Origin of the sequence: Luteibacter flocculans (genome assembly GCF_023612255.1) — a bacterium.
GTDB lineage: Bacteria > Pseudomonadota > Gammaproteobacteria > Xanthomonadales > Rhodanobacteraceae > Luteibacter > Luteibacter flocculans.
The window spans coordinates 1-23,567 of record NZ_CP063231.1; the positions used below are offsets into that span (position 1 = coordinate 1).

General features: G+C 65.0%; 22 protein-coding genes and 1 pseudogene. 7 read left to right on the top strand and 16 right to left on the bottom strand.

Annotated features, from left to right (window positions below):
• Positions 1–69: 69 nt before the first annotated feature.
• Positions 70–1,425, bottom strand: coding sequence for a chromosomal replication initiator protein DnaA (gene dnaA, locus IM816_RS00005; RefSeq protein ID WP_072323395.1), 1,356 nt, complete (start codon positions 1,423–1,425; stop codon positions 70–72).
• Positions 1,426–1,615: 190 nt separating this feature from the next.
• Between dnaA and rpmH the strand changes: the two genes are divergently transcribed.
• The 4 genes from rpmH to mnmE all read left to right on the top strand — a co-directional run bounded on the left by rpmH (position 1,616) and on the right by mnmE (position 5,299).
• Positions 1,616–1,750, top strand: a complete 135-nt coding sequence (gene rpmH / locus IM816_RS00010; RefSeq protein ID WP_014404614.1) for a 50S ribosomal protein L34 — start codon at positions 1,616–1,618, stop codon at positions 1,748–1,750.
• 14 nt (positions 1,751–1,764) lie between these two features.
• On the top strand, positions 1,765–2,145 hold the full coding sequence (gene rnpA, locus IM816_RS00015; protein ID WP_072323394.1) for a ribonuclease P protein component: 381 nt from the start codon (positions 1,765–1,767) through the stop codon (positions 2,143–2,145).
• Between the two features lie 64 nt (positions 2,146–2,209).
• Entirely contained in the window at positions 2,210–3,904 is a 1,695-nt protein-coding gene (gene yidC, locus IM816_RS00020) for a membrane protein insertase YidC (RefSeq protein WP_250339267.1), read from the top strand.
• A 51-nt stretch (positions 3,905–3,955) separates the two neighbouring features.
• Complete coding sequence (mnmE, locus tag IM816_RS00025) at positions 3,956–5,299, top strand: tRNA uridine-5-carboxymethylaminomethyl(34) synthesis GTPase MnmE (protein WP_250339268.1); 1,344 nt, start codon at positions 3,956–3,958, stop codon at positions 5,297–5,299.
• Between the two features lie 4 nt (positions 5,300–5,303).
• On the opposite strand, the gene IM816_RS00030 is transcribed toward mnmE, so the two are convergent.
• The 3 genes from IM816_RS00030 to IM816_RS00040 form a co-directional block, all read right to left on the bottom strand.
• The gene (locus IM816_RS00030; protein ID WP_250339269.1) at positions 5,304–6,527 is read right to left on the bottom strand and encodes an MFS transporter; all 1,224 of its coding nucleotides are present in this window, start codon (positions 6,525–6,527) and stop codon (positions 5,304–5,306) included.
• Positions 6,528–6,681: 154 nt separating this feature from the next.
• A complete protein-coding gene (locus IM816_RS00035) occupies positions 6,682–7,431 on the bottom strand; it encodes an outer membrane protein (RefSeq protein WP_250339270.1) in 750 nt (249 codons plus the stop codon).
• A gap of 424 nt (positions 7,432–7,855) precedes the next feature.
• Positions 7,856–8,752, bottom strand: coding sequence for a LysR family transcriptional regulator (locus IM816_RS00040; RefSeq protein WP_250339271.1), 897 nt, complete (start codon positions 8,750–8,752; stop codon positions 7,856–7,858).
• Between the two features lie 111 nt (positions 8,753–8,863).
• Here IM816_RS00040 and IM816_RS00045 point away from each other — a divergent pair, with 111 nt between their 5' ends.
• Positions 8,864–9,916, top strand: coding sequence for an NAD(P)-dependent alcohol dehydrogenase (locus IM816_RS00045; protein ID WP_250339272.1), 1,053 nt, complete (start codon positions 8,864–8,866; stop codon positions 9,914–9,916).
• Between the two features lie 114 nt (positions 9,917–10,030).
• On the opposite strand, the gene IM816_RS00050 is transcribed toward IM816_RS00045, so the two are convergent.
• The gene (locus IM816_RS00050) at positions 10,031–10,483 is read right to left on the bottom strand and encodes a winged helix-turn-helix transcriptional regulator (protein ID WP_250339273.1); all 453 of its coding nucleotides are present in this window, start codon (positions 10,481–10,483) and stop codon (positions 10,031–10,033) included.
• Positions 10,484–10,562: 79 nt separating this feature from the next.
• On the opposite strand from IM816_RS00050, the gene IM816_RS00055 reads away from it, so the two are divergent.
• Entirely contained in the window at positions 10,563–11,363 is an 801-nt protein-coding gene (locus tag IM816_RS00055) for an SDR family NAD(P)-dependent oxidoreductase (protein ID WP_250339274.1), read from the top strand.
• A gap of 122 nt (positions 11,364–11,485) precedes the next feature.
• A pseudogene (locus IM816_RS18810) lies at positions 11,486–13,867 on the top strand (FtsK/SpoIIIE family DNA translocase); the annotation flags it as partial.
• A gap of 80 nt (positions 13,868–13,947) precedes the next feature.
• Here the strand turns inward: IM816_RS18810 and rbsB are convergent.
• The 11 genes from rbsB to IM816_RS00120 form a co-directional block, all read right to left on the bottom strand.
• Entirely contained in the window at positions 13,948–14,883 is a 936-nt protein-coding gene (gene rbsB / locus IM816_RS00070) for a ribose ABC transporter substrate-binding protein RbsB (protein WP_250339275.1), read from the bottom strand.
• A gap of 19 nt (positions 14,884–14,902) precedes the next feature.
• Positions 14,903–15,847: an ABC transporter permease subunit gene (locus tag IM816_RS00075; protein WP_250339276.1), complete on the bottom strand. Its 945-nt coding sequence runs from the start codon at positions 15,845–15,847 to the stop codon at positions 14,903–14,905.
• 1 nt (position 15,848) lies between these two features.
• Positions 15,849–17,333, bottom strand: a complete 1,485-nt coding sequence (locus IM816_RS00080; RefSeq protein ID WP_250339277.1) for a sugar ABC transporter ATP-binding protein — start codon at positions 17,331–17,333, stop codon at positions 15,849–15,851.
• Complete coding sequence (gene rbsD, locus IM816_RS00085) at positions 17,333–17,731, bottom strand: D-ribose pyranase (protein WP_250339278.1); 399 nt, start codon at positions 17,729–17,731, stop codon at positions 17,333–17,335. The genes IM816_RS00080 and rbsD overlap by 1 nt, the downstream gene beginning before the upstream one ends.
• Entirely contained in the window at positions 17,728–18,624 is an 897-nt protein-coding gene (rbsK, locus tag IM816_RS00090; protein WP_250339279.1) for a ribokinase, read from the bottom strand. The genes rbsD and rbsK overlap by 4 nt, the downstream gene beginning before the upstream one ends.
• A gap of 115 nt (positions 18,625–18,739) precedes the next feature.
• A complete protein-coding gene (locus tag IM816_RS00095) occupies positions 18,740–19,093 on the bottom strand; it encodes a gamma-butyrobetaine hydroxylase family protein (RefSeq protein WP_072323378.1) in 354 nt (117 codons plus the stop codon).
• 211 nt (positions 19,094–19,304) lie between these two features.
• Positions 19,305–19,922, bottom strand: coding sequence for a hypothetical protein (locus IM816_RS00100; RefSeq protein ID WP_250339280.1), 618 nt, complete (start codon positions 19,920–19,922; stop codon positions 19,305–19,307).
• Positions 19,923–19,961: 39 nt separating this feature from the next.
• On the bottom strand, positions 19,962–21,299 hold the full coding sequence (gene hslU / locus IM816_RS00105) for an ATP-dependent protease ATPase subunit HslU (RefSeq protein ID WP_250339281.1): 1,338 nt from the start codon (positions 21,297–21,299) through the stop codon (positions 19,962–19,964).
• 4 nt (positions 21,300–21,303) lie between these two features.
• Positions 21,304–21,837, bottom strand: coding sequence for an ATP-dependent protease subunit HslV (gene hslV, locus IM816_RS00110; protein WP_250339282.1), 534 nt, complete (start codon positions 21,835–21,837; stop codon positions 21,304–21,306).
• A gap of 108 nt (positions 21,838–21,945) precedes the next feature.
• Positions 21,946–22,857 carry a tyrosine recombinase XerC gene (locus tag IM816_RS00115; protein WP_250339283.1) on the bottom strand — a complete coding sequence of 304 codons (912 nt, stop codon included), beginning with the start codon at positions 22,855–22,857 and terminating at the stop codon, positions 21,946–21,948.
• Positions 22,854–23,540: a DUF484 family protein gene (locus IM816_RS00120; RefSeq protein ID WP_250339284.1), complete on the bottom strand. Its 687-nt coding sequence runs from the start codon at positions 23,538–23,540 to the stop codon at positions 22,854–22,856. Before IM816_RS00120 ends, IM816_RS00115 begins: the two co-directional genes overlap by 4 nt.
• Positions 23,541–23,567: the final 27 nt, after the last annotated feature.

Below are 23,567 nucleotides of genomic sequence, written 5' to 3' on the forward strand. Positions count from 1 at the left end.
TGGGTGCCTTGTGGATAACTTCAGGCGTCGAAACCGTCCTCCATCCATCCACCTATTATCCACAGGTTCTCAGCCCGTCAATATGCGGATGAGCTGCTCCCAGTCCTGGCGCATGCGTACGTCTTTCTCGCAGAAACCGCGGATGGTGCGGCAGGCATGGAGCACCGTCGTGTGGTCACGGCCGCCGAACGCCTCACCGATCTCAGGAAGGCTGTGCTCGGTCAGCTCCTTGGACAGGGCCATGGCGACCTGCCGGGGGCGCGCCAGCGAGCGTACGCGGCGCTTGGAGAGCAGGTCGGACAGGCGCACCTGGTAGTAGTCGGCCACGGTCTTCTGGATGTTCGGCACAGTCACGGCCTGCGCATGCGTGTTCAGCAGGTCGCGCAGCGTTTCCTCGGCGAAGTCCGTCGTGATCGGCTTGCGGTAGAAATTGGCGCGCGCTGCGAGCGTATTGAGCGCTCCTTCGAGATCGCGCACGTTCGAGCGGATGCGCTTGGCAAGCAACATCGCCACATCCTCCGACACCTCCATGTCCTTCTCGGCCGCCTTGGACAGCAGGATCGCCGCGCGCGTCTCGAAGTCCGGCGGCTCGATGGCCACGGAGAGGCCCCAGCCCAGGCGCGACTTCAGCCGCGGCTCGAGCTTGTCCAGTTCCTTCGGATAGCGGTCGCAGGTCAGGATGATCTGCTGCTTCGCCTCGAACAGCGCATTGAACGTGTGGAAGAACTCTTCCTGGGTCGTGTCCTTACCGGCGAAGAACTGGATGTCGTCGATCAGCAGTGCATCCACCGAGCGGAAGCGTCGCTTGAAGTCGTCCATATTCTTCTGCTGCAGGGCTTTCACCATGCCGCTGACGAACTGCTCCGAGCGCAGGTAGAGCACCTTCGCGCCGGGGTTGTTCTGCATCAGAAGGTTGCCGGCCGCATGCATCAAGTGGGTCTTGCCCAGGCCGGTGCCGCCGTACAGCAGCAGCGGGTTGTAGGCCCGACCGGGATTCATGGCGACCTGCATGGCCGCCGCCTTGCCCAGCTGGTTCGACTTGCCTTCCACGAAGGTCTCGAACGTGTAGTGCGGATCGAGGTTGTGCACGTGCGGCGGCTCGTGCGCAGGCTCCGGTGCGCGCGGCGCCGCATGGGCTGGCGCGCTGGACGGCGCCGACGCAGGCCGGCCCGGCGCCGGACGGCCGCCGGAGGAACCGACTTCCAGCCGCACGGGCATGGCCCGACCGCTGATGTGCTCGACGATCGTGCGGATCTTGTCCAGGTACTGCTCGCGTACCGTATCCAGCGAATACGGGTTCGGCGCGTAGAGGAACAGGCCGTGGCCGTCCTCCCTGGCCTGCAACGGCATAAGCCAGGTATGGACGTCCTCTGACGTCAATTCGCCTTCAAGACGCTCGAGGCAGCGTCTCCACAGTTCACTCATCGGGTATTCTTGCCACAGAAGGGGCGCATGCGCGCGGGGTGGACGTCGAAGTCTAACAGCGTTCCGCCTGCTCCTCGGCCTGTGCGTCACCGGGCCACCGCCGTCGCCCTGCATCCAAGCGGTTGACAGTCTTACGGAATGTCCCGCATACTTTCAGGCCTTTTTCCATCTTCACCCGGATGTAAGCGCCATGAAGCGTACTTACCAGCCCAGCAAGCTCAAGCGTGCCCGCACGCACGGCTTCCGTGCCCGCATGGCCACGGCCGACGGCCGCAAGATCATCAACGCCCGTCGCGCCAAGGGTCGTAAGCGCCTGATCCCGTAAGCGGTTCGCCTGTCGTGCGTGCCGCCGCTCTGCCGCGCGATGCGCGGCTACGCAGCGCCGCCGACTTCGCAGCGTTGCGAACTGTCAGCGGTCGCCTCGGCGGCCGCTGTTTTCTTTTGCGCTTCGGAAACAACACCGCTGGTACGGCGCGCCTTGGGCTCGCCATTTCGAAGCGTTGTTCGAAACGCGCCGTCGATCGCAACCGCATCAAGCGCCTCGCTCGCGAGGCGTTTCGTCGCGCGCGTCCGGATCTCCCACAGGTCGACATCCTGGTCATGGCGCGTGATACCGCCCTTAAAGAGACCGGCGCCACCCTCCTGGCGGAACTCGACGGGCTCTTCCGCCGTATCCGGCCGTTGAAGCCTGAGGGTGCCGACGGCACAATCGCGCGTTGACCTCACGTCCACCCCGCCCCTTCCGGCCAGTCGGCCGTGGCGCCATTCGGATCTGGCCTAAGCAATGAATCAAACGCGCACGCTTCTCTTCTTCGCGCTCATGTTCGTGGCGTACCTGCTGTGGACGGAATGGGAAAAGGACTATGGTCCTCACCCGGTCGCTCCCACGCCTGCGGCTCAGACCGACAGCGGCAAGCCGGCCGCCGATGGCAGCATTCCTGGCGCAGCTGCGCCGGCCAATGTGCCAAACGAGGCCGCGGCGGCCGCCGATGGCAAGGGCCAGCTCATTACGCTGTCGAACGACGTGCTGCGTCTTACCATCGACACGCGTGGCGGCAGCATCGTCCGTTCGGAGCTGCTTGCATATCCGGACGAGCCGGTCACCAAGAAGAACCCGACTCCGCCGCCGGCACGTCTGCTCGACGATCAGCCGGAGCACTTCTTCGCCGCGCAGGATGGCCTGGTCAGCAACAACGGCCCGGCGCCCGACCACCGCGCGCTGTTCCACAGCGAGACCTCGGAAGCCAAGCTCGCCGATGGCCAGAAGACCGTCAGCGTCGATCTCACCTGGACCGACCCTTCGGGCCTCAAGGTCGTCAAGCGCTATACGTTGAAGCGCACCGACTATGTCGTCGAGCTCGATCAGCGCGTGGAGAACGGCACGGGCACCCCGTGGACGGGTAACGCGTACCAGCAGTTGCAGCGCGTGCCCGCCGCCAAGGTGAACTGGTTCAAGGCCTACACGGACCCCGCGCAGCACAGCTTCTTCGGCGCCGCGTGGTACAGCCCGGAAAACAAGTTCGAATCGCTGCCCTTCCTCGACTTTGCGAAGAAGCCGCTGAACCGCCAGATCACCGGCGGCTGGATCAGCATGCTGCAGCATTACTTCTTTGTGGCCTGGATTCCGCCGGCCGACCAGAGCGTGACCTACAGCAGCACCATCGTCGATCCGAGCTCCGCGACGCCGCGCTATCTCGTGCGCGCGTTCGGTCCCGCGATCCAGGTAGCGCCGGGTCAGGCCGCTGACAGCGTTGCTCGGCTCTACGTCGGTCCGAAGCTGCAGGGCACGCTGGACGTCATCGCGCCTGGCCTCGAACTCACCAGCAACTACGGCTGGCTGACGATCATCGCCCAGCCGCTGCACTGGCTGCTGTCGCAGTTGCACGCGATCAGCGGTAACTGGGGCGTGGCGATCATCCTGCTCGTGCTGCTCATCAAGGCCGCGCTGTTCAAGCTCACCGATGCGCAGTTCCGCTCGGGTGCGCGCATGCGCAAGCTGCAGCCGCGGGTCGCTGCGCTCAAGGAGCGTTACGGCGACGACCGCATGAAGATGCAGCAGGCGATGATGGAGCTGTACAAGAAGGAGAAGGTGAATCCGATGGCGGGCTGCCTGCCCATCCTCATCACCTTCCCCATCTTCATCGGCCTGCTTCGCGTGCTCTCCGAATCGATCGAACTGCGCCATGCGCCGTTCTTCGGTTGGATCCACGATCTGTCGGCGCCCGATCCGTTCTACGTGCTGCCGGTGCTCTACTTCCTCGTGACGCTGCTCACGCAGCGCATGATGCCCACGGCCGGTATGGATCCGACCCAGGCCAAGATGATGAAGGTGATGCCGCTGATCTTCGGTGTCTTCTTCGCCTTCTTCCCGTCGGGCCTCGTGCTCTACTGGACGGTGAACGGTGCGACCAGCCTGCTGCAGCAGTGGTGGATCAACCGCAGCGTCGATCGCGCCGACATCAAGGCCAAGACGGCTTAAACCCCAAGCGGCGCGTCGAACGACGCGCCGCTTCGCCATAGCAGGTTCACCATGACCCACGGCGACGACACCATCGCGGCCATCGCCACCGGCGCCGGCGCAGCTGGCGTCGGCGCCGTTCGCGTCTCCGGGTCACTGGCGCCACAGATAGCGCGTGCGTTTCTTGGGCGAGAACCGATGCCGCGGCATGCGCACTTCACGGCATTCCGCGACGCGCAAGGTGATCTGATCGATCGCGGCATCCTGCTCTACTTTCCTGGGCCTGCGTCGTACACCGGCGAACATGTGCTGGAGCTGCAAGGCCACGGCAGTCCGGTATTGCTCGATGCCTTGCTTCGTCGCTGTATCGCACTCGGTGCGCGGCTCGCACGGCCAGGCGAATTCACCGAGCGCGCCTTCCTCAACAGCAAACTCGATCTCGCGCAGGCCGAAGCGGTCGCCGATGTCGTGGCCGCCACGTCGGAAGCCGGTGCGCGAGCCGCGTTGCGTTCGATGGAAGGTGTGTTCTCCGCGCGTGTCGACGATCTGCTCGCTGAACTGATTGCGCTGCGCGTGCACATCGAAGCCGCGATCGATTTTCCGGAAGAAGAAATAGACTTCCTCGCCGATCCGGTCATCGGTGAACAGCTCACGGCGTTGCGCGCGCATCTCGATGCATTGCTCGTCGAAACACGGCGCGGCGTTCGCCTCAACGATGGCATTTCCGTTGCCATCGTCGGCCGTCCAAACGCCGGCAAGTCGAGCCTGTTGAACGCGCTCGCCGGTCAGGAGCGCGCCATCGTCACGGATATTCCGGGCACCACACGCGATGTGCTGCGCGAGTCCGTCCTCATCGACGGCGCCACCCTGGAATTGGCCGACACCGCAGGATTGCGCGATAGCGACGACGTGGTCGAACGCGAAGGCATCCGGCGTGCGCGCGCGCAGCTCGAACGCTGCGACGTCGCCCTCTTGGTCACCGATGAAACCCACGCCGACGCAGATCTCGCCTTCTTCGAAGGCGCGCCAATGCATGCCACGCGACTCGTCGTCATCAACAAGATCGACCTGTCGCACGCCGACGCCCGCAGCGAACGGCGCGACGGCCACGACACGCTATGGCTCTCGGCAAAAACGGGTGAGGGACTGAATACGCTGCGCGACATGCTGCGCCAGCTTGCGACAGCCGGCGCTGGCGACGGTGCGTTCAGCGCGCGTCGTCGACACGTCATCGCGCTGGAAGCCGTGCGCGATCACCTGACCCGCACAGACGCCGCATTACGCGACAGCCGAGCCGGCGAACTCGCCGCGGAAGAACTGCGTCACGCGCAGCACGCCCTCGGCGAAATCACGGGAGCCTATTCCTCCGACGATCTGCTCGGCGCGATCTTCGGGTCGTTTTGCATTGGTAAATGACCGCTCAACACGCCTCGGCAAGCGCGCCCTCGCTACGCCGCTCGGCGGCGACAGAGACCGTCCAGATCGCCAGACCCATCACGGCTAATGCGCTGCCGACCCAACCCGGCGACGTCCAGCCGTAGCCATGTGCTATCGCCAGGCCGCCAAGGAACGGGCCGAGCGCGTTAGCCGTGTTGAAGGCGGAGTGATTGAGAGCAGCGGCGAGACCTTGCGCGTCGCCGGCCACATCCATCAGGCGTGTCTGCAGAATCGTGCCCAACGCACCGCCGATGCCGATGAAGAACACATCGATACTGAGCGTCCATACGTTGCCCGCAGCGAACGGGAAGAGCGCGAGCATGACGATGCTCCACACCAGCAACCCGCCAGCCGTGCGCATCAGTGCGCGATCGGCAAATGCGGGCACGATCATGTTGCCGGCGGTGAGCCCGATGCCGAAGACGCCGATGATCCAAGGCACCGTGTGCAGCGGCATCTGCGTCACCTGGACGAGAATGTGCGCGAGATAGGTATAGACGGCAAACAGACCGCCAAAGCCGATAGCGCCGATGGCGAGCGTGAGCCATACCTGCGGGCGCTTCAGTGCACCCAGTTCGCGAAGCGGGCTCGCGTCGCGATCGGGCGGCACTTCAGGCGCGAATACGGCGATGGCCGAGATCGTCGCGATCCCGAGCATCGCGACGAGTGCGAAGGCCCAGCGCCAACCCACCGCCTGGCCAAGCCAGCTCGCCAACGGCACGCCCACCACAGTCGCAACGGTCAGGCCGAGAAACATCTGGCCGACCGCGCGCGTGCGGCGATCCGCTGGTACGAGCGACGAGGCGACCAATGCAGCGACGCCGAAGTACGCCCCATGCGGCAGCCCGGCGAGGAACCGGAACACAAGCATCCAGTGATAGTTCGGCGACAAGCCGGTCAATCCGTTGAACAGCGTGAACATCGCCATGAGGATGAGCAGCAGGCGACGACGAGGCACGCGCGCACCCAGCACCGTCATGATCGGCGCACCGACCACCACGCCCAGCGCATAGGCGCTGATGACGTGCCCGGCCGTCGGCGCGTCGATGCCCAGCCCCTGCGCGAACAGAGGCAGCATGCTCATCGAGGCGAACTCGGTGGTGCCGATGGCAAAGCCGCCCACGGCGAGGGCGAGGATTACCAGACCGACGTGGCGAGAACGAGTGGGCGGCGCGCCCGTAGTGGCCGCGGGGGAAGAGACGTTCATTGAGGATCCCAGGGTTGATGGGAGTGCGGGACGGTGGTGCGCCGCAGCATTGCTCTAGAATACGCCCGACCCTTGTTCCTAGCCACAGTCACCGCAGCAAGCGCCGGAGAGCCCGCACACATGCACGGTGCAGCCGGGCGTACCGGCCGTCACCTTAAAGCGAGTACCTGATACCCATCAGGCCGGTCGAGACTCGCATCGCGGCGTGTTTCACGCGCCAAGGGTCAGTAGGAGCATGTCCCGTGTAACGCGTCGCGCCGAAGGTGAAGTTGGTCGCCGCTACGCGGATCAGCCGGTACTCGACGAAGGCGGAAACGCGTTCGGTCAGCATCGCGCGGAGTCCGCCCTTCACCTGCCATGCCACGGCGACGTCGTTCGCGCGGTCTCGCGAGTTGAAATGGTTCACCCGTTCGTGGGTATCCGGGGTCATCTCGATGGGGCCCGACGGGTTCGTTTGGTAGGCAACCGCTCGGCGCGCTTCCACCCGCGCGACGCCAAAGCCTACGCCCGCGTAGGGCTCGAACCGTCCCCCGCTGCGATAAGCGAAGACAGCGTTGAACATCACCATCCCGACATCTGTGCGCATGCGGGTGGAAAATCGGTGCAGCCCCGCGCCGTATTTCTTTGTGACGACCGAGGTCGGGTCATCCAGCAAGGCCTGGTACGGGGAACTCCCGACGTGCGCCACTCCTGACGCCTCGGGATTGAACAGGTTTGCATCATGGCGAGGCGCCAGACGCATCCCTTCCACTTCGACTGCAGGTGCCAGACGAAACGTGGGAAGGTCGAACCGATAACCCACATGGGCGCCGAACAATGCGCTGCGCCTCTGCTTGGCGCGGCCCTGCGTGTTCACCACCAGGTCGAAGTCCTTCATGCCGGGAAGAGCGTACTGGCCGCGCATGTGAGACGTTCCGTGCTGCGAGATGTCATGCGTGGCGCCCCATGCGACGCCGCCAAATAGCGCTCCGTAGAAGCCGCCGCCCGATCGCACTTCGGCTGTCGTCGGCGTCGAAGTAGCTGCTAGCGATATCGCAAGAGCAGGGGTCCAACGAAGCTTGCGCCGATGAGTCGGATAGTCCACAAACGAGGTCATTTTCAAATCCATATGAGTAGTGCACCCCTATGCGCACCGCGTGCGAACGGCGCACGAGTGCATCGATCGCCATCGATGACGATTCGCAGGGGTTTGATGGGGATGGGGAGGGGGAAGCTGTCGGCGGAGGCCTCTACCGACAGCAAAGAAAGTGTGGCACACGACACACTTTCTTTGCATACCGAATTATCTCAATCCGGCTCGCGGATGGTTTCGTCGGCAGACCAAGCGATCAGACAGCGCGTTCGTCGCGCACGAATTCGACAAACGCCCGCAACGCCGAGGTCACCCGTCGTTGCCGCGGGTAATACAGCATGAAGCCCGGATACGGCGGACACCAGTCTTCAAGCACTTTCACCAATCGTCCTTCCGCAACGAGCGAGCGCACCTGGTCATCCAGCACCAGCGTGAAGCCCATGCCGGCGAGCGACGCATCGAGCGCCAGGCGAAGATCGCCCAGGGTAAGCCGGCCGCGCACATCGAGTTCGAGTTTCTTGGCGCCTTGCTCGAACTCCCACTTGTAAAGCCGGCCGCTGGGAAAACGAAAGCGGATGCAGTCGTGCTGGAAGAGATCGTTCGGATGCAGTGGTACGCCGTGTCTTGCCACGTACTCGGGTGACGCGACGCAGGCACCGCGTTGTTGTCCGCTGATCGGCACCGCGATCATGTCCTCGGGTACCTGCTCCAGGAAGCGGATACCCGCGTCGAAGCCCGAGGCGACGATGTCGATGAGACCATCGTTGTCTACCGCCTCGAACTGGATGTCGGGATAGCGTTCGAGGAACTGGGGCAGCAAAGCCGGCAGCAGCAACTGCGCGGTGACGCGTGGCATGTTGATGCGTAACGTACCCGCGGGCGTCGCGCGGAAGTTGTTCATTTCCTCCAGCGCTTCACTGACGTCGAACAACGCCGGTTCCAGTCGCTCCAGCAGTCGCTGCCCCGCTTCGGTGAGCGACACGCTACGTGTCGTTCGGTGGAACAGCATCACGCCGAGGCGTTCTTCCAGGTTGCGGATGGCGTAGCTGATGGCCGAGGTCGTCAGGGTCAGCTCCGCCCCCGCCTTGCGGAAGCTGGCGTGCCGTGCGACCGCGGCGAAGGCGGCGAGATGGGAGAGGTTGTCGGGGCGCATGATTATCAAGAATAACTCAACGATTCATCAGATAATCCGCGCTGGCGCGTCGAATTGTTGAGCACTTATCGTTACCGGCCAACGAATGCCCCCCATGAAGAGGATGCTCCCATGTTCGAAGTCCGCGGATTCGCCGCCCATGACGCCACGACGCCCCTCGTCCCCTTCACCGTGCCCCGCCGCGATGTTGGCGCGCACGATATCCATATCGAGATCCTGTACAGCGGCGTCTGCCATTCCGACCTGCACCAGGCCCAGAACGACTGGGGCAACGCCATCTACCCGATGGTCCCCGGCCATGAAATCGTCGGGCGCGTGAAGGCCGTCGGTTCGGCCGTGAAGAAGTTCAAGGTCGGCGATTATGCCGGCGTCGGCTGCATGGTGGATTCCTGCCGCGAATGCGAATCCTGCAAGCGCGATCTGGAACAGTACTGCCTGAACCACACCAGCTTTACCTACAACGGTACCGAGCAGGACCGGACGACGCCGACCTATGGCGGCTACTCGACCGACATCGTGGTGCAGGAGCGCTTCGCGGTGAAGATTTCCGACAAGCTCGACCTCAAGGCCACCGCGCCGCTGCTGTGCGCCGGCATCACCACCTACTCGCCGCTGCGTCACTGGAACGTGGGACCGGGTCAGAAGGTTGGCGTGATCGGCCTCGGCGGCCTCGGCCATATGGGCGTGAAGTTCGCCAAGGCGATGGGCGCGCACGTCACCATGATCACCACCTCCGCCTCGAAGGGCGAAGACGCCAAGCGTCTCGGTGCCGACGCTGTGCTGCTCTCCACCGACGCGGAAGCGATGAAGGCGCAGGCGGCCAGCTTCGACTTCCTGCTCAACACGGTGCCGGTGTCCCATGACCTGAACCCGTACATCAATCTGCTGAAGCTCGACGGCACGATGGTGCTGGTGGGTGTGCTCACGCCGATCGACGGCATGATCGGTGGTGCGCTGATGCTTCCCCGCCGCACGATCGCCGGTTCCGCCATCGGCGGCATGGCCGAGACGCAGGAGATGATGGATTTCTGCGCCGAGCATGGCATCGTGTCCGACATCGAGCTGGTCGACATGGCTTCGATCAACGAGACGTACAAGCGTCTGGTGAAGAACGACGTGCGCTACCGCTTCGTCATCGATATGGCGACGATGCCCGCGGCTTAAACGCTCCGCGAGGCCTTTCCCGTATCGAACGGGAAGGGCCATCGGCGAAAACGAAACGGGCGCTCCCAAAGGAGCGCCCGTTTGCGTTACGGCTCGTGTAACGCCGGAACCGTATTAGCCTGGTGCGGCCTCGGGCATGACCAGCTGTAGCGCCACTTCATGCAAGGGCCGCCCGCTGTTCTCGTCCACGACGAGTGCTCGCACGGGTTTCCCGGTTTCGCGATCGACGAGTTCCGACAGCGGCGAGCCCCCACCGTTGTAACGACGCCCCCATTCCGCCATGGCGGCAAGAATCGGCACGAAATCGCGTCCTGCCTGGGTCAGCATGTACTCGTCTCGCGGCGGGCGCTCGCTGTAGCGCCGCTTCTCCAGCACGCCGGCTTCCGTCAACGCCTTCAGTCGGCGCGACAGGATGTTCGGCGCAATGCCGAGACTGGTGCGGAACTGATCGAACTGGGTCATACCCCGGCTGGCGTCGCGCAGGATCAAGGCACTCCACGCGTCCCCGACGAAAGCGAGACTCCGCGAGATCGCGCAGGTGCCGGAAGAAAGTTTGTCGATGTCCATTGCATTATGATAGCAACGTCACTATCGTATGACAACGCACTAGCTATCACTTTGCAACTAACCCATACGGAGCAACGACATGAGCACTGATTTCAAAGGCACGGCCCTGGTCACGGGCGCTTCCTCGGGCATTGGCGAGGTCTACGCCGAGCGCCTGGCCGACCGCGGCTACGACCTGATCCTGGCCGCCCGCCGCGTGGATCGCCTGGAGGCGCTTGCCCAGAAGATCACGGCACGTACCGGCCGCAAGGTCGAAGTGCTGCGTGCCGACCTCAGCGATCGCAAGGACATTGCTGCCGTCGAACGCCGTTTGGCGGACGACGCCACCATCACCCTGCTCGTAAACAACGCCGGCATCTCGCTCGAAGGCAGCATCCTGGAAAACGGCAGCGAGAACATCGAGCGGATCGTCACCGTGAACGTGCTGGCCCCGACGCTGCTGGCGGCTGCCGCGGCGCAGGCATTCGTTGCCCGCGACAAGGGCGGCATCATCAACATTGCCTCCGTGCTGGCATTTGTGCCGGAAATGATGGACGGCATCTACAGCGGCACGAAGGCGCACCTGGTCGGCATTACCCAGGGACTGGCCGCCAAGCTCCAAGGCACCCAGGTACGCGTGCAGGCCGTGCTGCCAGGCGCCACCCGTTCCGAGATCTGGGAGAAGTCGGGCAAGGACGTGGACGCCATGATGCCCGGCATGGTGATGGATACCGCAGACCTCGTGGACGCCGCGCTGGTCGGCTTCGACCGTGGTGAAGTGATCACCATCCCGCCGCTGCAGGACGAGGCGCAGTACAAGGCGTTCGAAGCCGCTCGCATGGCCATGGCGCCGAACCTGTCGCGCAAAGAGGTCGCACCGCGCTACCGCCAGCACGCCTAACCCTCACTTCCAGCGAGAACAGGGCTTTATCGCCCATTCCCGTATAGCGCCGCACGAAGGCGCGCTAAACTATCGAACTGGCTAGGTTCTCGCGGTTCGGCATGCTCTCCTTCGTGTTCGGCGCCTTCGGGCTGTCCACCCTCTGGTTGCTTCCCCTGATCTGGCGATTCGTCGCCGCGATGGTGCGCCGTCGTCGCCCACCGACGACGGGTCCTGGCGCGATACGTTTTTGGACCGGCCTCGTCCTGGTGTTGCTCGCCAGCGCCACACTCGAAGGCCTGGTGGTGGCGCATTACACCGACGATCCCAGCGCCGGTGGCGTGGTTTGCCGCTGGCTCGCATCGGGCGCCACCGGCGTGCCGGGCGCGTTCCCCAGTGTTGTTCTCTGCCTCGTCGCGCTGGTCATCGCACTGCCGTGGTACCTCGGCGTGCCGTGGTCGGCGTTTCTTGCGCGCACTACCACCTTGTTGGAGCCGATGGGCGCAGGCGCGATTGCCGCGGCACGGCGCCTCATGTCGCGCGGCGCCTCGCGTCGTAGCGAGCGCCGCAGCGCGGGCGCCACACGCCGCCCCGGTCGAGCGCCCGCGCGCCGGACGCCGCGACCGGAGCCAATCCGTCAACGTCCCACGGCACCCGCACGTGCGACGACGGCAGCGCCTTCCGTTGCTCCCGTATCGGTTCGCCCCTCGGTCACCACACCCGTGCCGCCGCGACGCCATGCACGTGCTGAAACCGTGATCCGGGAACCCTGGCTGGCGCCGAAGACCCTGGCCGCCGAGAGCGAGACGACCGCCCCGCTGCTGTCACGCCCCGTACCGCCTGTACCGCCCGAGCCGCTTCTCCTCGTCGAACCGGAGCCCGTCGTCGACGCAGCGCCGAGCGCGATCGTCGACGCGATTCCCGTCCCGCCGCCGGTCAAGCCGGTGTCGCGTTTCGCCATTGCCGCGAACGACGAGTTGCCCGAGGCGTCGCCGCGCGCCGTCACGCTCACACCGACCCGTCCATTGCGCGCAGCCACGTCGTCGAGCGTTTCTCTTCCGCCGCTGACGTTGCTTGCTGCCCCGCGCCACGATGCATGGGCCGTCTCGGACGCAGAACTCGCCGAAACCGGCGAACTGATTGAACAGCGCCTGCGCGAGTTCAAGGTACCTGTGCAAGTCGTCGGCGCCTCGGCCGGGCCGGTCATCACGCGCTATGAAGTCGAGCCCGCCGTCGGCGTGCGCGGCAACCAGATCGTCGCGCTGATGAAGGATCTGGCACGTGGTCTCGGTCGCACATCGATCCGCGTGGTCGAAACCATTCCGGGCAAGACCTGCATGGGCCTCGAACTGCCGAACGAGCAGCGACAGATGATCGCGCTCTCGGAAATCCTCGATTCCGCCGAATACAGAGACTCCGATTCGCTGCTCACGCTCGCGATGGGCAAGGGCATTACCGGCGAGCCGGTGGTGGCCGACCTCGCCAAGGCGCCGCACATGCTCGTCGCCGGCACGACGGGCTCGGGCAAGTCGGTGGCGGTCAACGCGATGATCCTGTCGATGCTCTACAAGGCCACGCCTGAAGACGTCCGCATGATCATGATCGACCCGAAGATGTTGGAACTCTCGGTCTACGAGGGCATCCCGCACCTGCTGGCGCCCGTGGTCACCGACATGAAGCTCGCCGCGAACGCGCTGAACTGGTGCGTGGCGGAAATGGAAAACCGCTACAAGGTGATGTCGGATCTGCGCGTGCGCAATCTCGCGGGCTACAACCAGAAGGTGCGCGAGGCGCGCGCCGCCGGCAAGCCCTTGTTCAATCCGTTCCCCGCGCATCCCGAAGTACCGGAGCATCTCGACACGCTACCGATGATCGTCGTCGTGATCGACGAGCTGGCCGACTTGATGATGGTCGCTGGCAAGAAGATCGAGGAACTGATCGCGCGGCTGGCACAGAAGGCACGCGCCGCAGGTATCCACTTGATCCTCGCGACGCAACGTCCCTCGGTCGATGTCATCACCGGCCTCATCAAGGCAAACATCCCCACGCGCGTCGCGTTCCAGGTCTCGTCGAAGATCGACTCGCGCACCATCCTCGATCAGATGGGTGCCGAAAGCCTGCTGGGCCAAGGCGACATGTTGTTTCTTCCTCCGGGTACGGGCTATCCGCAGCGCATCCATGGCGCGTTCGTCGCTGACGAGGAAGTGCATCGCATCGTGGCGTGGCTCAAACAGTTCGGCGAGCCCGACTACAAGGAAGAAATCCTCGCCGGCCCCGCCAGCGAAGCAACGGAAGGCGAAGTGGGCGACGACGGGATGGACGCCGAGCTCGACCCGCTCTACGACGAAGCAGCAGCGTTCGTGCTGCGCTCGCGCCGCGCATCGATCTCGTTCGTGCAGCGCCAATTCCGCATCGGCTACAACCGCGCAGCCCGCCTCGTCGAAGCCATGGAAGCCGCCGGCCTCGTCTCGTCGATGGGCATCAACGGCCAGCGCGAAGTGATTGCGCCTGGGCCGCAGGACTAGCTTATAGGCGGCTGACCGGTGCGAAAACGAATGAGGCCGGGCCACCGCAGGGTGACCCGGCCTCATGTTTATCGAAGTACTTATTCCTTGGTCAGCAGCTTCAACGGCACCGCGATCGACTTCTCGACCGGCTGCTTGTCGATGAGCTTCTTCGCCGTTTCGACGCCGAGCTTGCCGATCTCTTCCGGCTGCTGTGCGACGGTGGCGGCCATGGCGCCGCTCTGCACGGCGCTCTTGCCGTCCGGCGTGCCGTCGAAGCCGACGACGAGCACGTTCTTGTTCTTGCCTGCCAGCGCCTGTACGGCACCGAGGGCCATTTCGTCGTTCTGCGCGAAGATTGCCTGCACGTCCGGATTGCCCTGCAGCAGGTTCTCGCTCACCGAGAGGCCTTGCGCGCGATCGAAGTTCGCAGGCTGGCTGGCGACGATCTTCATGCCGGTGGTGGCGACTTCGTCGTCGAAGCCCTTGCCGCGCTCGCGAGCGGCCGAGGTGCCGGCCACGCCCTGCAGTTCGATGATGTTGCCCTTGCCGCCCAGCGCCTTGGCCAGATAGTCGGCAGCCATCTTGCCGCCCGCCACGTTGTCGGAAGCGATGTGCGAAGCGACCTCGGCACCGTCGACGCCGCGGTCGAGCGTGACGACGGGAATGTTCGCGCGCTGCGCGGACTGCACGGCGCCAGCGAGCGCAGAGGAATCGGTCGGGTTGAGCAGGATCACCGAGACGTGCTTCTGGATCAGATCCTCCACGCTGGAGATCTGCCGCGCCGGGTCGTCCTGCGCATCGACGACGACGAGCTGCACGCCCGCCTCTTTCGCGGCCTTCTGCGCGCCGTCCTTCAGCTCGACGAAGAACGGATTGTTCTGCGTGGAAAGAGCAAGGCCAACGACCGGCGTGCCCGAGGCAGCGCTACCGCCCGCCGTGCCGGCGGTGGCAGGAGCGGATTCGCCCGGACCCTGTTGCGAACAAGCCGAGAGAAGCGTCGCCGCGGCCGCGGCAAGGAAAGTGAGTTTGCGCATGGTGTGTTCCTCGTTGGTATTACTGCCGCCTGTCGAGCAGGACGGCGATCAGGATGACGATGCCCTTCACCACCTGCTGGTAGAACGAGCTTACGCTGAGCAGGTTGAGACCGTTGTTCAGAAAACCGATGAGCAGCGCACCGACAAGCGTGCCGAACAGCCAACCGCGGCCGCCCGACAGGCTGGTGCCACCGAGCACCACCGCGGCGATGGCGTCGAGTTCGTAGCCGGCGCCGGCGGTCGCCTGCGCCGAATAAAGACGCGACGTGAGCACGATGCCCGCGAACGCCGAGAGCAGACCCGACAAGCCGTAGATCGCCAGCTTCATCGGCGACAGGCGCACGCCGGAGAGTCGCGCCGCTTCCTCATTGCCGCCGATCGCCACGACGTGACGACCGAAGACGGTACCGCGCAACAGGAAGGCGCAAAGCGCGAAGGCGACGAACATCCAGATCACCGGCAGCGGGATCAGGTTGGCGACATAGCCACCGCCGAGCAGGGCGAAGCTCGGATTGGTCACGGGAATGGGGCTGCCCTGCGTGTACGACAGCGTGACGCCGCGCAGCAGCGTCATCGTGCCGAGGGTAGCGATGAACGGCGCCACCTTGCCCCACGACACCAGCGCGCCGTTGATCATGCCGAGCACGAGACCCAGCAGCAGACCGGCACCCGCGGAAAGCACCATCCCATGACCCGCCGCCATCAGTCCGGCAGTCACGGCACCCGTGAGCGCGAGAATCGCGCCGACCGAAAGATCGATACCGCCCGCCAGGATCACGAAGGTCATGCCGAACGCGATCAGTGCGTTGATCGACACCTGGCGAAGCACCGTGAGCAGATTCCCTGTGGTGAGGAAGTCCGGGCTCATGATCGAGAGCACGATGAAGAGAAGCACCAGGCCGATCACCGAGCCGAGGCGCTGGAGGAGCGGCGCCATGCGGCTCCAGGTCATTTGCAGCGTCATGTCACTTGCCTCCGGTCGCGGCGGTCATCACGGCTTCCTGCGTGGCACCGTGGCCGTCCAGCAGGGCAGTTGCACGACCCTCGTGCATGACGAGGATGCGGTCGCTCATCGCGAGCACCTCCGGCAGTTCCGAGGAAATCATGAGGATGGCCACGCCCTGCTCCGCGAGTTGGTTGATGATGTGGTAGATCTCGGCCTTGCCGCCGACGTCGACGCCGCGTGTAGGCTCGTCGAGAATGAGTACGCGCGGCTTCAAGGCCAGCCATTTCGCCAGCACGACCTTCTGCTGGTTGCCGCCGGATAGCGCACGTACGTTGAGTTCCATGTCGCGCGCGCGGATCTTCAACGCCTCGATGAGGCCGCGCGTCTGTTTCTTTTCGCTGGCGCGATCGACGAGGCCTGCATGCGCGGGCACGCGCGGCAGGCTCACGTTTTCGCGCAGACTCAGGTCGAGCACGAGTCCCTGCGCCTTGCGGTCCTCCGTGACGAAGCCGAAACCGGACTGGATCGCATCATTCGGCGACGTGGGCGTCACGACCTTGCCGTCGAGGGTGATCGTGCCTTCACTGGGCTTGTCGAGGCCGAACAACAGGCGCGCCAGCTCGGTACGGCCCGCGCCAAGCAGCCCGGCCACACCGAGCACTTCGCCCGCATGCAGGTCGAAGCTCACGTCGCGCACCATGCCGCCGCTGATGTGTTCCACCTTGAGGCGCACGTCGCCGATGTTCGGCGTGCGTGTGGGGAAGCGTGCATCGAGCGTGCGGCCCACCATCATCTTCACGACTTCGTCGAAAGCGAGACCCGGCACCGGGCGGGTGCCGACGAAATGACCGTCGCGCAGCACCGAGATGCGATCGCACAGCGCGAAGATTTCTTCCATGCGGTGGGACACGTAGACGATGCCGGTGCCCTGCGCGCGCAGGTCGCGGATGAGCTTGAACAGCGTGTTGGTCTCGTGCTCGGTCAAAGCCGCCGTGGGCTCGTCCATGATGAGCACGCGCGCGTTCTGGCCGAGCGCGCGTGCGATCTCCACCATCTGCTGCTGACCCACGGAGAGGCGTTCGACGAGTGTGGCGGGATCGAGGCGCTCCATGCCCACGCGAGCAAGCCATTCCATCGCGCGCCGGGTCATGGCGCGATGATCGAGCAGGCCGAAGCGCTGGATCTCGCGGCCGAGGAAGAGATTGTCCGCCACGCTGAGCGCGGGAATGAGGTTCAGTTCCTGATGGATGATGGCGATGCCGTGCTTCTCGGCATCGGCCGGCGTGGCGATCGACGCCGGCTGACCATCGACTTCGAGCGTGCCGGCATCGGGCGCGTAGATCCCAGTGAGGATCTTCATCAGCGTGGACTTGCCGGCGCCGTTCTCGCCCATCAGCGCGTGCACTTCGCCAGGAAGCAGTTCGAAGTCCACGCCTTCCAGCACTTTCACGGGGCCGAACGACTTATGGATGCCTCGCATCCGGATGAGCGGTGCGGCACTCATCAGAAGGTCACGCCAGCGTGCAGGATCACGTTCGCATAGGCCGACGTCTCGCCCGTGCGTACGACGGCAACGGCGCGCGCGGTCGCGCGTTTGAAGTCCTCATGCGCGACGTCATCGACCGCCACGCCCTCTTTCGTCAGCCGTGCGGCCAGCGCCACCAGGGCGCTGTTGCGTTCGTGGATCTCACTGGCGAAGGTCGCGCGCTCGACTGCCAGTTCCGCGAAGATGGCCTCGAACACGACGGAGAATGACGGCGTGCCGGGAAGCACGGCGAGATCGATGCAGGGCACGCCAGGGGGCACCGGCAGGCCCACGTCGGCGATCACCAGCGTATCGGTGTGCCCCATGGCGGCGATCACACGATTCAGCTCGGCATGCAGCAGGCCGCCGCGCCTCACGAGTGAGCCTCCAGAAAGGCGTTCAGCTCGTCGACCCGAGGCATGCCGTCCTGCGCACCCAGCCGGGAAACGGCGATCGCTGCGGCGGCACAGGCCTTACGCACCGCAACGTCCAGTCCTTCTTGGAGATACATCGCCAGCGCCGCGTTGAAGGTGTCGCCAGCGCCCGTGCTGTCCACGGCCTCGACCTTGAAGCCGCTCTGATGGCGAGGCTCGTCGTCGCCGTCGCGGAACCACGCGCCGTCTTCGCCGCGCGTCAGCACCACCGGACACGGGGCGCGCCGCATCAGCTCGCGGAAATCGGAAGTGGATTCCGCACCGAGCACCGTCGTAAGTTCGTGTTGGTTCGGCGTAAGGAAGCGCACGTGCGCGAGCCACTCCACGGGGAGGCGTTGCGCGGGCGCCGGATTGAGAATGACCGGAACGCCCTCTTCCCGCGCCACACGCAGCGTGGCTTCCACGGCATCGAGTGGGATTTCCAACTGGACGAGCAGCGCATCGGCGCCGCGAACGACGACGCGAGCCGCCTCGACCTGAGCGGGCGTGACGCGACCATTGGCAGCGGGCACCACCACGATGTTGTTCTCGCCACCCGCCACGGTGATGGACGCGGTACCGCTGCCGATGCCTTCGAGGCGTGCCACGTGAGTGACGTCGACGCCCTCTGCCACAAGGCCGTCGTAGAGCTGCTGGCCGAACGCGTCGTCACCGACGGCGCCGACCATGCTGACGCGGGCACCGAGGCGCGCGGCAGCGACGGCCTGGTTGGCGCCCTTGCCGCCCGGCACGGTGAGAAAGCGATCTCCCGTCAGCGTTTCGCCCGGCTCGGGGAAGCGCGGTGCGAGAGTGACCAGGTCCATATTGATGCTGCCGACGACGACGATTCGCGTCATGCCGAGTGCTCCGGGGACAGTGCGCGGAACATCCGATGTTCACGGGTAGGGTTCAAGCTAGCGGCGCAATATACGCCTTTGCATGCGCAAGTTGCTTTCACACGCATGCTTTCGACTAGCGAGACAGTCCGCGGGACTCGAGTTGCGCAAGATAGGCGGGCCACGCGGTGTCGTAGGCGCGGCCGAGATCGTAGAGCGTGTCCCAACCGAAGATGCCGCTTGCGTGGCCATCGTCGAAGCGGATCAGCACGCCGTAGTGGCCGGTCGGTTCGAGTGCCACGATGCCGACGTCGCGCTTGCCATGCACGAGCACCTTCTGGCCCGGGCCGTGGCCTTGCACCTCGGCGCTGGGCGAGTTCACTCGCAGGTATTCGTAGGGAAGGCGGAACCGCTCGTCGTTGTCGAACGCCACCTCGAGAAGGTGGGAGGCCTGATGCAGGGTAATTTCGACGGGACGGGGATGCGACATGGCAGGTCTTTCTGTGGGAGTCGCTTTCTAACTCTGTAGGAACCGCTACGGTGCCTATCTGGTGGGAGCCAGCCTGCTGGCGATGGGAGTTTGCCTCACCGCTTCATCGCTTCGTTGGCTTATCGCCACCAGGGTGGCTCCTACCTTCGCTTCGTGGGCTTCTCGCCGCCATGGCGGCTCCCACAACACACCACATCACACCAATGGGTCGTCAGTTGGCCCGACCGAAGCCGTCGCCGGTGCCTTGTTCGAGCGGTGGCGGATCGCCCGCCACGGCCAGCAGGGCGGTGGCGTAGGCGTCTTCCATGCTCACGGTCGAGACTTCGTCCCAGGCGAAGAACGACGGCTCGCGCAGCCATTCCGCATCGGGCGTGATCTCCTGCATGTTGAAGCCGTCTTCTTCCACGCTGACGACGCGGCCGATGTAGCAGACCTCGGACTCGTCTTCGCTGTCCACGTGCACACCGATGACCGGCGCATGCAGCGCGGCGGCCTGGACGACCTGAGTGATGTCGTCCAGCGGGAAGTCCGCGGGCGGTGTCGGGCGGATGCCCTTCAGCGCGAGTGCCTTCTCCAGGAAGCCAGCGTGCTTGTCGGGCGCTTCGAATTCCGAGATGTCGCGATGCCGCATGATGTACATGCCGTCATAGCTGACACCGTCGCCGATGACCCACAGCAGGAAGAACTCGCGGCCGACGCCGCCCACGTAGCCGCAGAAGCTGCCGTGCTCGAGTTCATCGCGCCACAGACGTACCAGTTGGCCACTGTCCTGCGCTTCGCGCAGCGTGGCCCGCTGACCGTTGGTTTTGAGTTGAATTACCTTGCCCATATACGTCAATAGTTTAGCAGAGGGGGTGGCCCTCGGTGTTCAGAGGATGTAACGGCTCAAATCCTCGTCCTTGACGAGCGAAGCAAGGTTTTTATCGACATATTCGGCGTCGATCTCATATTTTTCGCCGGACTTGTCAGCGGCTTCGAAGGAGATGCGCTCCAGAAGCCGTTCCATCACCGTATGCAGGCGCCGGGCCCCGATGTTTTCGGTGCGCTCGTTGACCTGGAAGGCCACGTCGGCAAGCCGGTCGATGCCCGACTCGGTGAAGTCCAGCGTCACGCCTTCCGTATTGAGCAGCGCAACATATTGCTTCGTGAGCGCGTTGTTCGGCTCCCGCAGGATGCGTTTGAAGTCGTCCACCGACAGGGCGCTCAGCTCGACGCGAATCGGCAGTCGACCCTGCAGTTCGGGAATCAGGTCTGAAGGCTTGGCGAGGGAGAACGCGCCCGAGGCGATGAACAGGACGTGGTCCGTCTTGATCGAGCCGTACTTGGTGGAGACGGTGGAGCCCTCGACCAGCGGCAGCAGGTCGCGCTGTACGCCTTCACGGCTCACGCCCGCACCGCCCCACTCGGAACGCTGAGCGACCTTGTCGATCTCGTCGATGAAGACGATGCCGTTCTGCTCGGCGATATCCACCGCACGGCTGCGCAGTTCCTCGTCGTTGAGCAGCTTACCGGCCTCTTCTTCCACAAGGAGTGGGCGGGCCTGGCGGATGGTCATCTTGCGCTTCTGCGACTTCTGGCCGCCGAGGTTCTGGAACATCTTGCCCAGCTGCTGGCTCATTTCCTCCATGCCCGGCGGGGTCATGATTTCCACGCCGACGTTCATGGCGATATCGAGCTCGATCTCACGGTCGTCCAGGGCACCCTCGCGGAGCTGCTTGCGCAGCTTCTGCCGGGTGTCGCTGTCGATGGCGGGCGCGGCGCTCCCGGTATCGTCCCAGCCGCTGGGCTGGCGCCGGGGCAGCAAGGCGTCAAGCAGGCGATCCTCGGCGGCATCTTCGGCCTGGCTGCGCACGCGGCCCTTCGCCTGGTCGCGCACCAGCTTGTAGGACACGTCGGCAAGATCGCGGATGATCGATTCCACGTCCTTGCCCACGTAGCCGACCTCGGTGAACTTGGTGGCCTCCACCTTCACGAACGGCGCGTTGGCCAGCGTCGCCAGGCGGCGGGCGATCTCTGTCTTGCCGACACCGGTCGGGCCGATCATCAGAATGTTCTTTGGCGTGACCTCGTCGCGCATGCTCGGGTCCAACTGCATGCGGCGCCAGCGATTACGCAGCGCGATGGCGACGGCGCGCTTGGCGTCGTGCTGGCCGATGATGTAGCGGTCGAGTTCGTTGACGATCTCGCGGGGAGTCAGTTCGGACATCGGCTCAGAGCTCTTCGATCGAATAGTTGTGATTGGTGTAGATGCAGATATCGCCGGCGATCTTGAGCGCTTTTTCGACGATCGTGCGTGCATCCAACTCGGTGTTTTCCATCAGCGCCAAGGCCGCGGACTGCGCGTACGGGCCACCCGAGCCGATGGCGATGAGCCCATGCTCCGGTTCGAGCACGTCGCCGTTACCCGAAATCAGCAGAGACGCCTCCTTGTCGGCCACGGCCAGCATGGCTTCGAGGCGGCCCAGGCGGCGGTCGGTACGCCATTCCTTGGCCATTTCCACGGCGGAGCGGGTGAGGTTGCCGCCGTGCTTCACCAGCTTTTCCTCGAACAGCTCGAAAAGGGTGAAGGCATCGGCCGTGGCGCCCGCGAAGCCGGCGAGCACGTCGCCCTTGCCCAACCGGCGCACCTTGCGCGCGTTGGCCTTCATCACGGTATTGCCGAGGGTGACCTGTCCGTCACTGCCGATGACGACCTTGCCGTCGCGGCGGACGCAGACGATGGTCGTGGCATGCATCGGTTCCATAGTGCGTTCCTTGGGGGAGACCGGAGAGGTGGGGGCCCCCAGGGGAGGTCGCAAGCCTCGGGGCGTGCCGCACCGACGTTCGCCCGCATGGCGACGGTTCCCGGGGGCTCAGCTCTTCCGTTTCGCCCGCGGATGCGCCGCGTCGTACACCTTGGCGAGGTGCTGGAAATCCAGATGCGTATAGATCTGGGTGGTGGCGATGTCCGCGTGGCCCAGCAGCTCCTGCACGGAGCGTAGGTCGCCGGAGGATTCGAGCATGTGGCTGGCGAAGGTGTGCCGAAGCATGTGCGGGTGCACGCGCTTGGACTGGCCGCTGGATAGCTTCGCGAGGCGTTGCTGCACCGCTCTTTGGCCGAGCGGCGCTCCCCCGCGGCCCTTGAACACCGGCTTTTCGGGTGTGGCGCCGCCGAGGGCCGCCAGCGCGCGCAAGGCCGCGATGGCATGGCGCCCCACAGGCAGGATGCGCGTCTTGTTGCCCTTGCCGAGCACGCGCACCTGACCGTCGTCGAGATCGAGGTCGCCCCAGTGCAGCCCGCATAGCTCCGACAGGCGCAGGCCGCTGGAATAGAACAGTTCCATCATGGCCGTGTCGCGCGGCGCGAGCGTGCCGCCCAGGTTGGTCTCGACCAGCGCCTTGGCCTCATCGACGTCCAGCACCTGGGGCAGTTTGCGCCGTACCTTGGGGCCGCGTACGCCAGCGACCGGGTCGTGGGCGAGACGCCCTTCGCGGCTGAGGTAGCGGAACAACGTACGGCAGGCGGAGAGCAAACGCTGAATGCTGTTGGGCTCCAGGCCGGGCGTGCCCTTACCGGGCCCGAACGGTGGCGGCCGGTGCAGGCGGGCGATCATCGTGCGCATGCGCTCGGGGGTCAGCCGGTCGAAGCTGTCGAGGCCTTCCGCCTCCATGAACGCCAGCAGCTTGTCCAGGTCGCGCCGGTACGCCGCCAGGGTGTGCGCTGACGGCGCCCGCTCGGCGGCAAAGTGGCCGAGAAAGGCGTCGACGGCCTGCGCCGGAGTCACGCCACCTTCCGAGCTCGTTCGATGGCGGAGCCGACGGTCGTCGAGATCATGTCCAGGAACAGCGTGCCCATGCCGGGATGGAAACGGTCGGGGTCGGCACTGCCGATGGCGAGCAGCGCGTCGTTGCCGATGCGCATCAAGGCGGCGGAGCGGACCTCGGGGGCTTCCGAACCGAACAGGCGGTGAAGCTTGTCTGCCGCCAATCGTCCCGCCACAGGGTCGCCATGCGCCAGGAACGACGAGAACTCCGGCAGCCCGGACGTGCCTTGCGGCTCGCGCAGCAGCCACGGCTCGTCGGGAAGCCCGGAGAGATCCCCGAAGAAGACCAGGCGCACGCGTTCGGACTGGAAGTCGTCGGTGAGGCGGCGTACCACCTGGCGCACCGTGTCTTCGATGCCGCCCGCGCCGAGCAGCGCCAGCATGAGGCCATGCACGCGCCGCATCAGCTTCTCATTGTCGGCCGCGACGGTGGTCAGCTCCTTGAGCCGGCCTTCCAGTTCCGCGTTCTTCTCGCGCAGGCCACGAAGCTGATGCACGGCGAGCGACGCGGCCGGGCCGTTGGCGCTCGGCAGCACGAGTTCGTTCGCCAGATCGGGGTACGCGGTGAGGAAGTCCGGGTGCCGGCGCAGGTAGGACGCCACCGTGGCTGGCTTGATATCGCCGTCGATCGCGGTGTCGGTCATGCGTACGTCCTCGGGGATGGTGCGTGT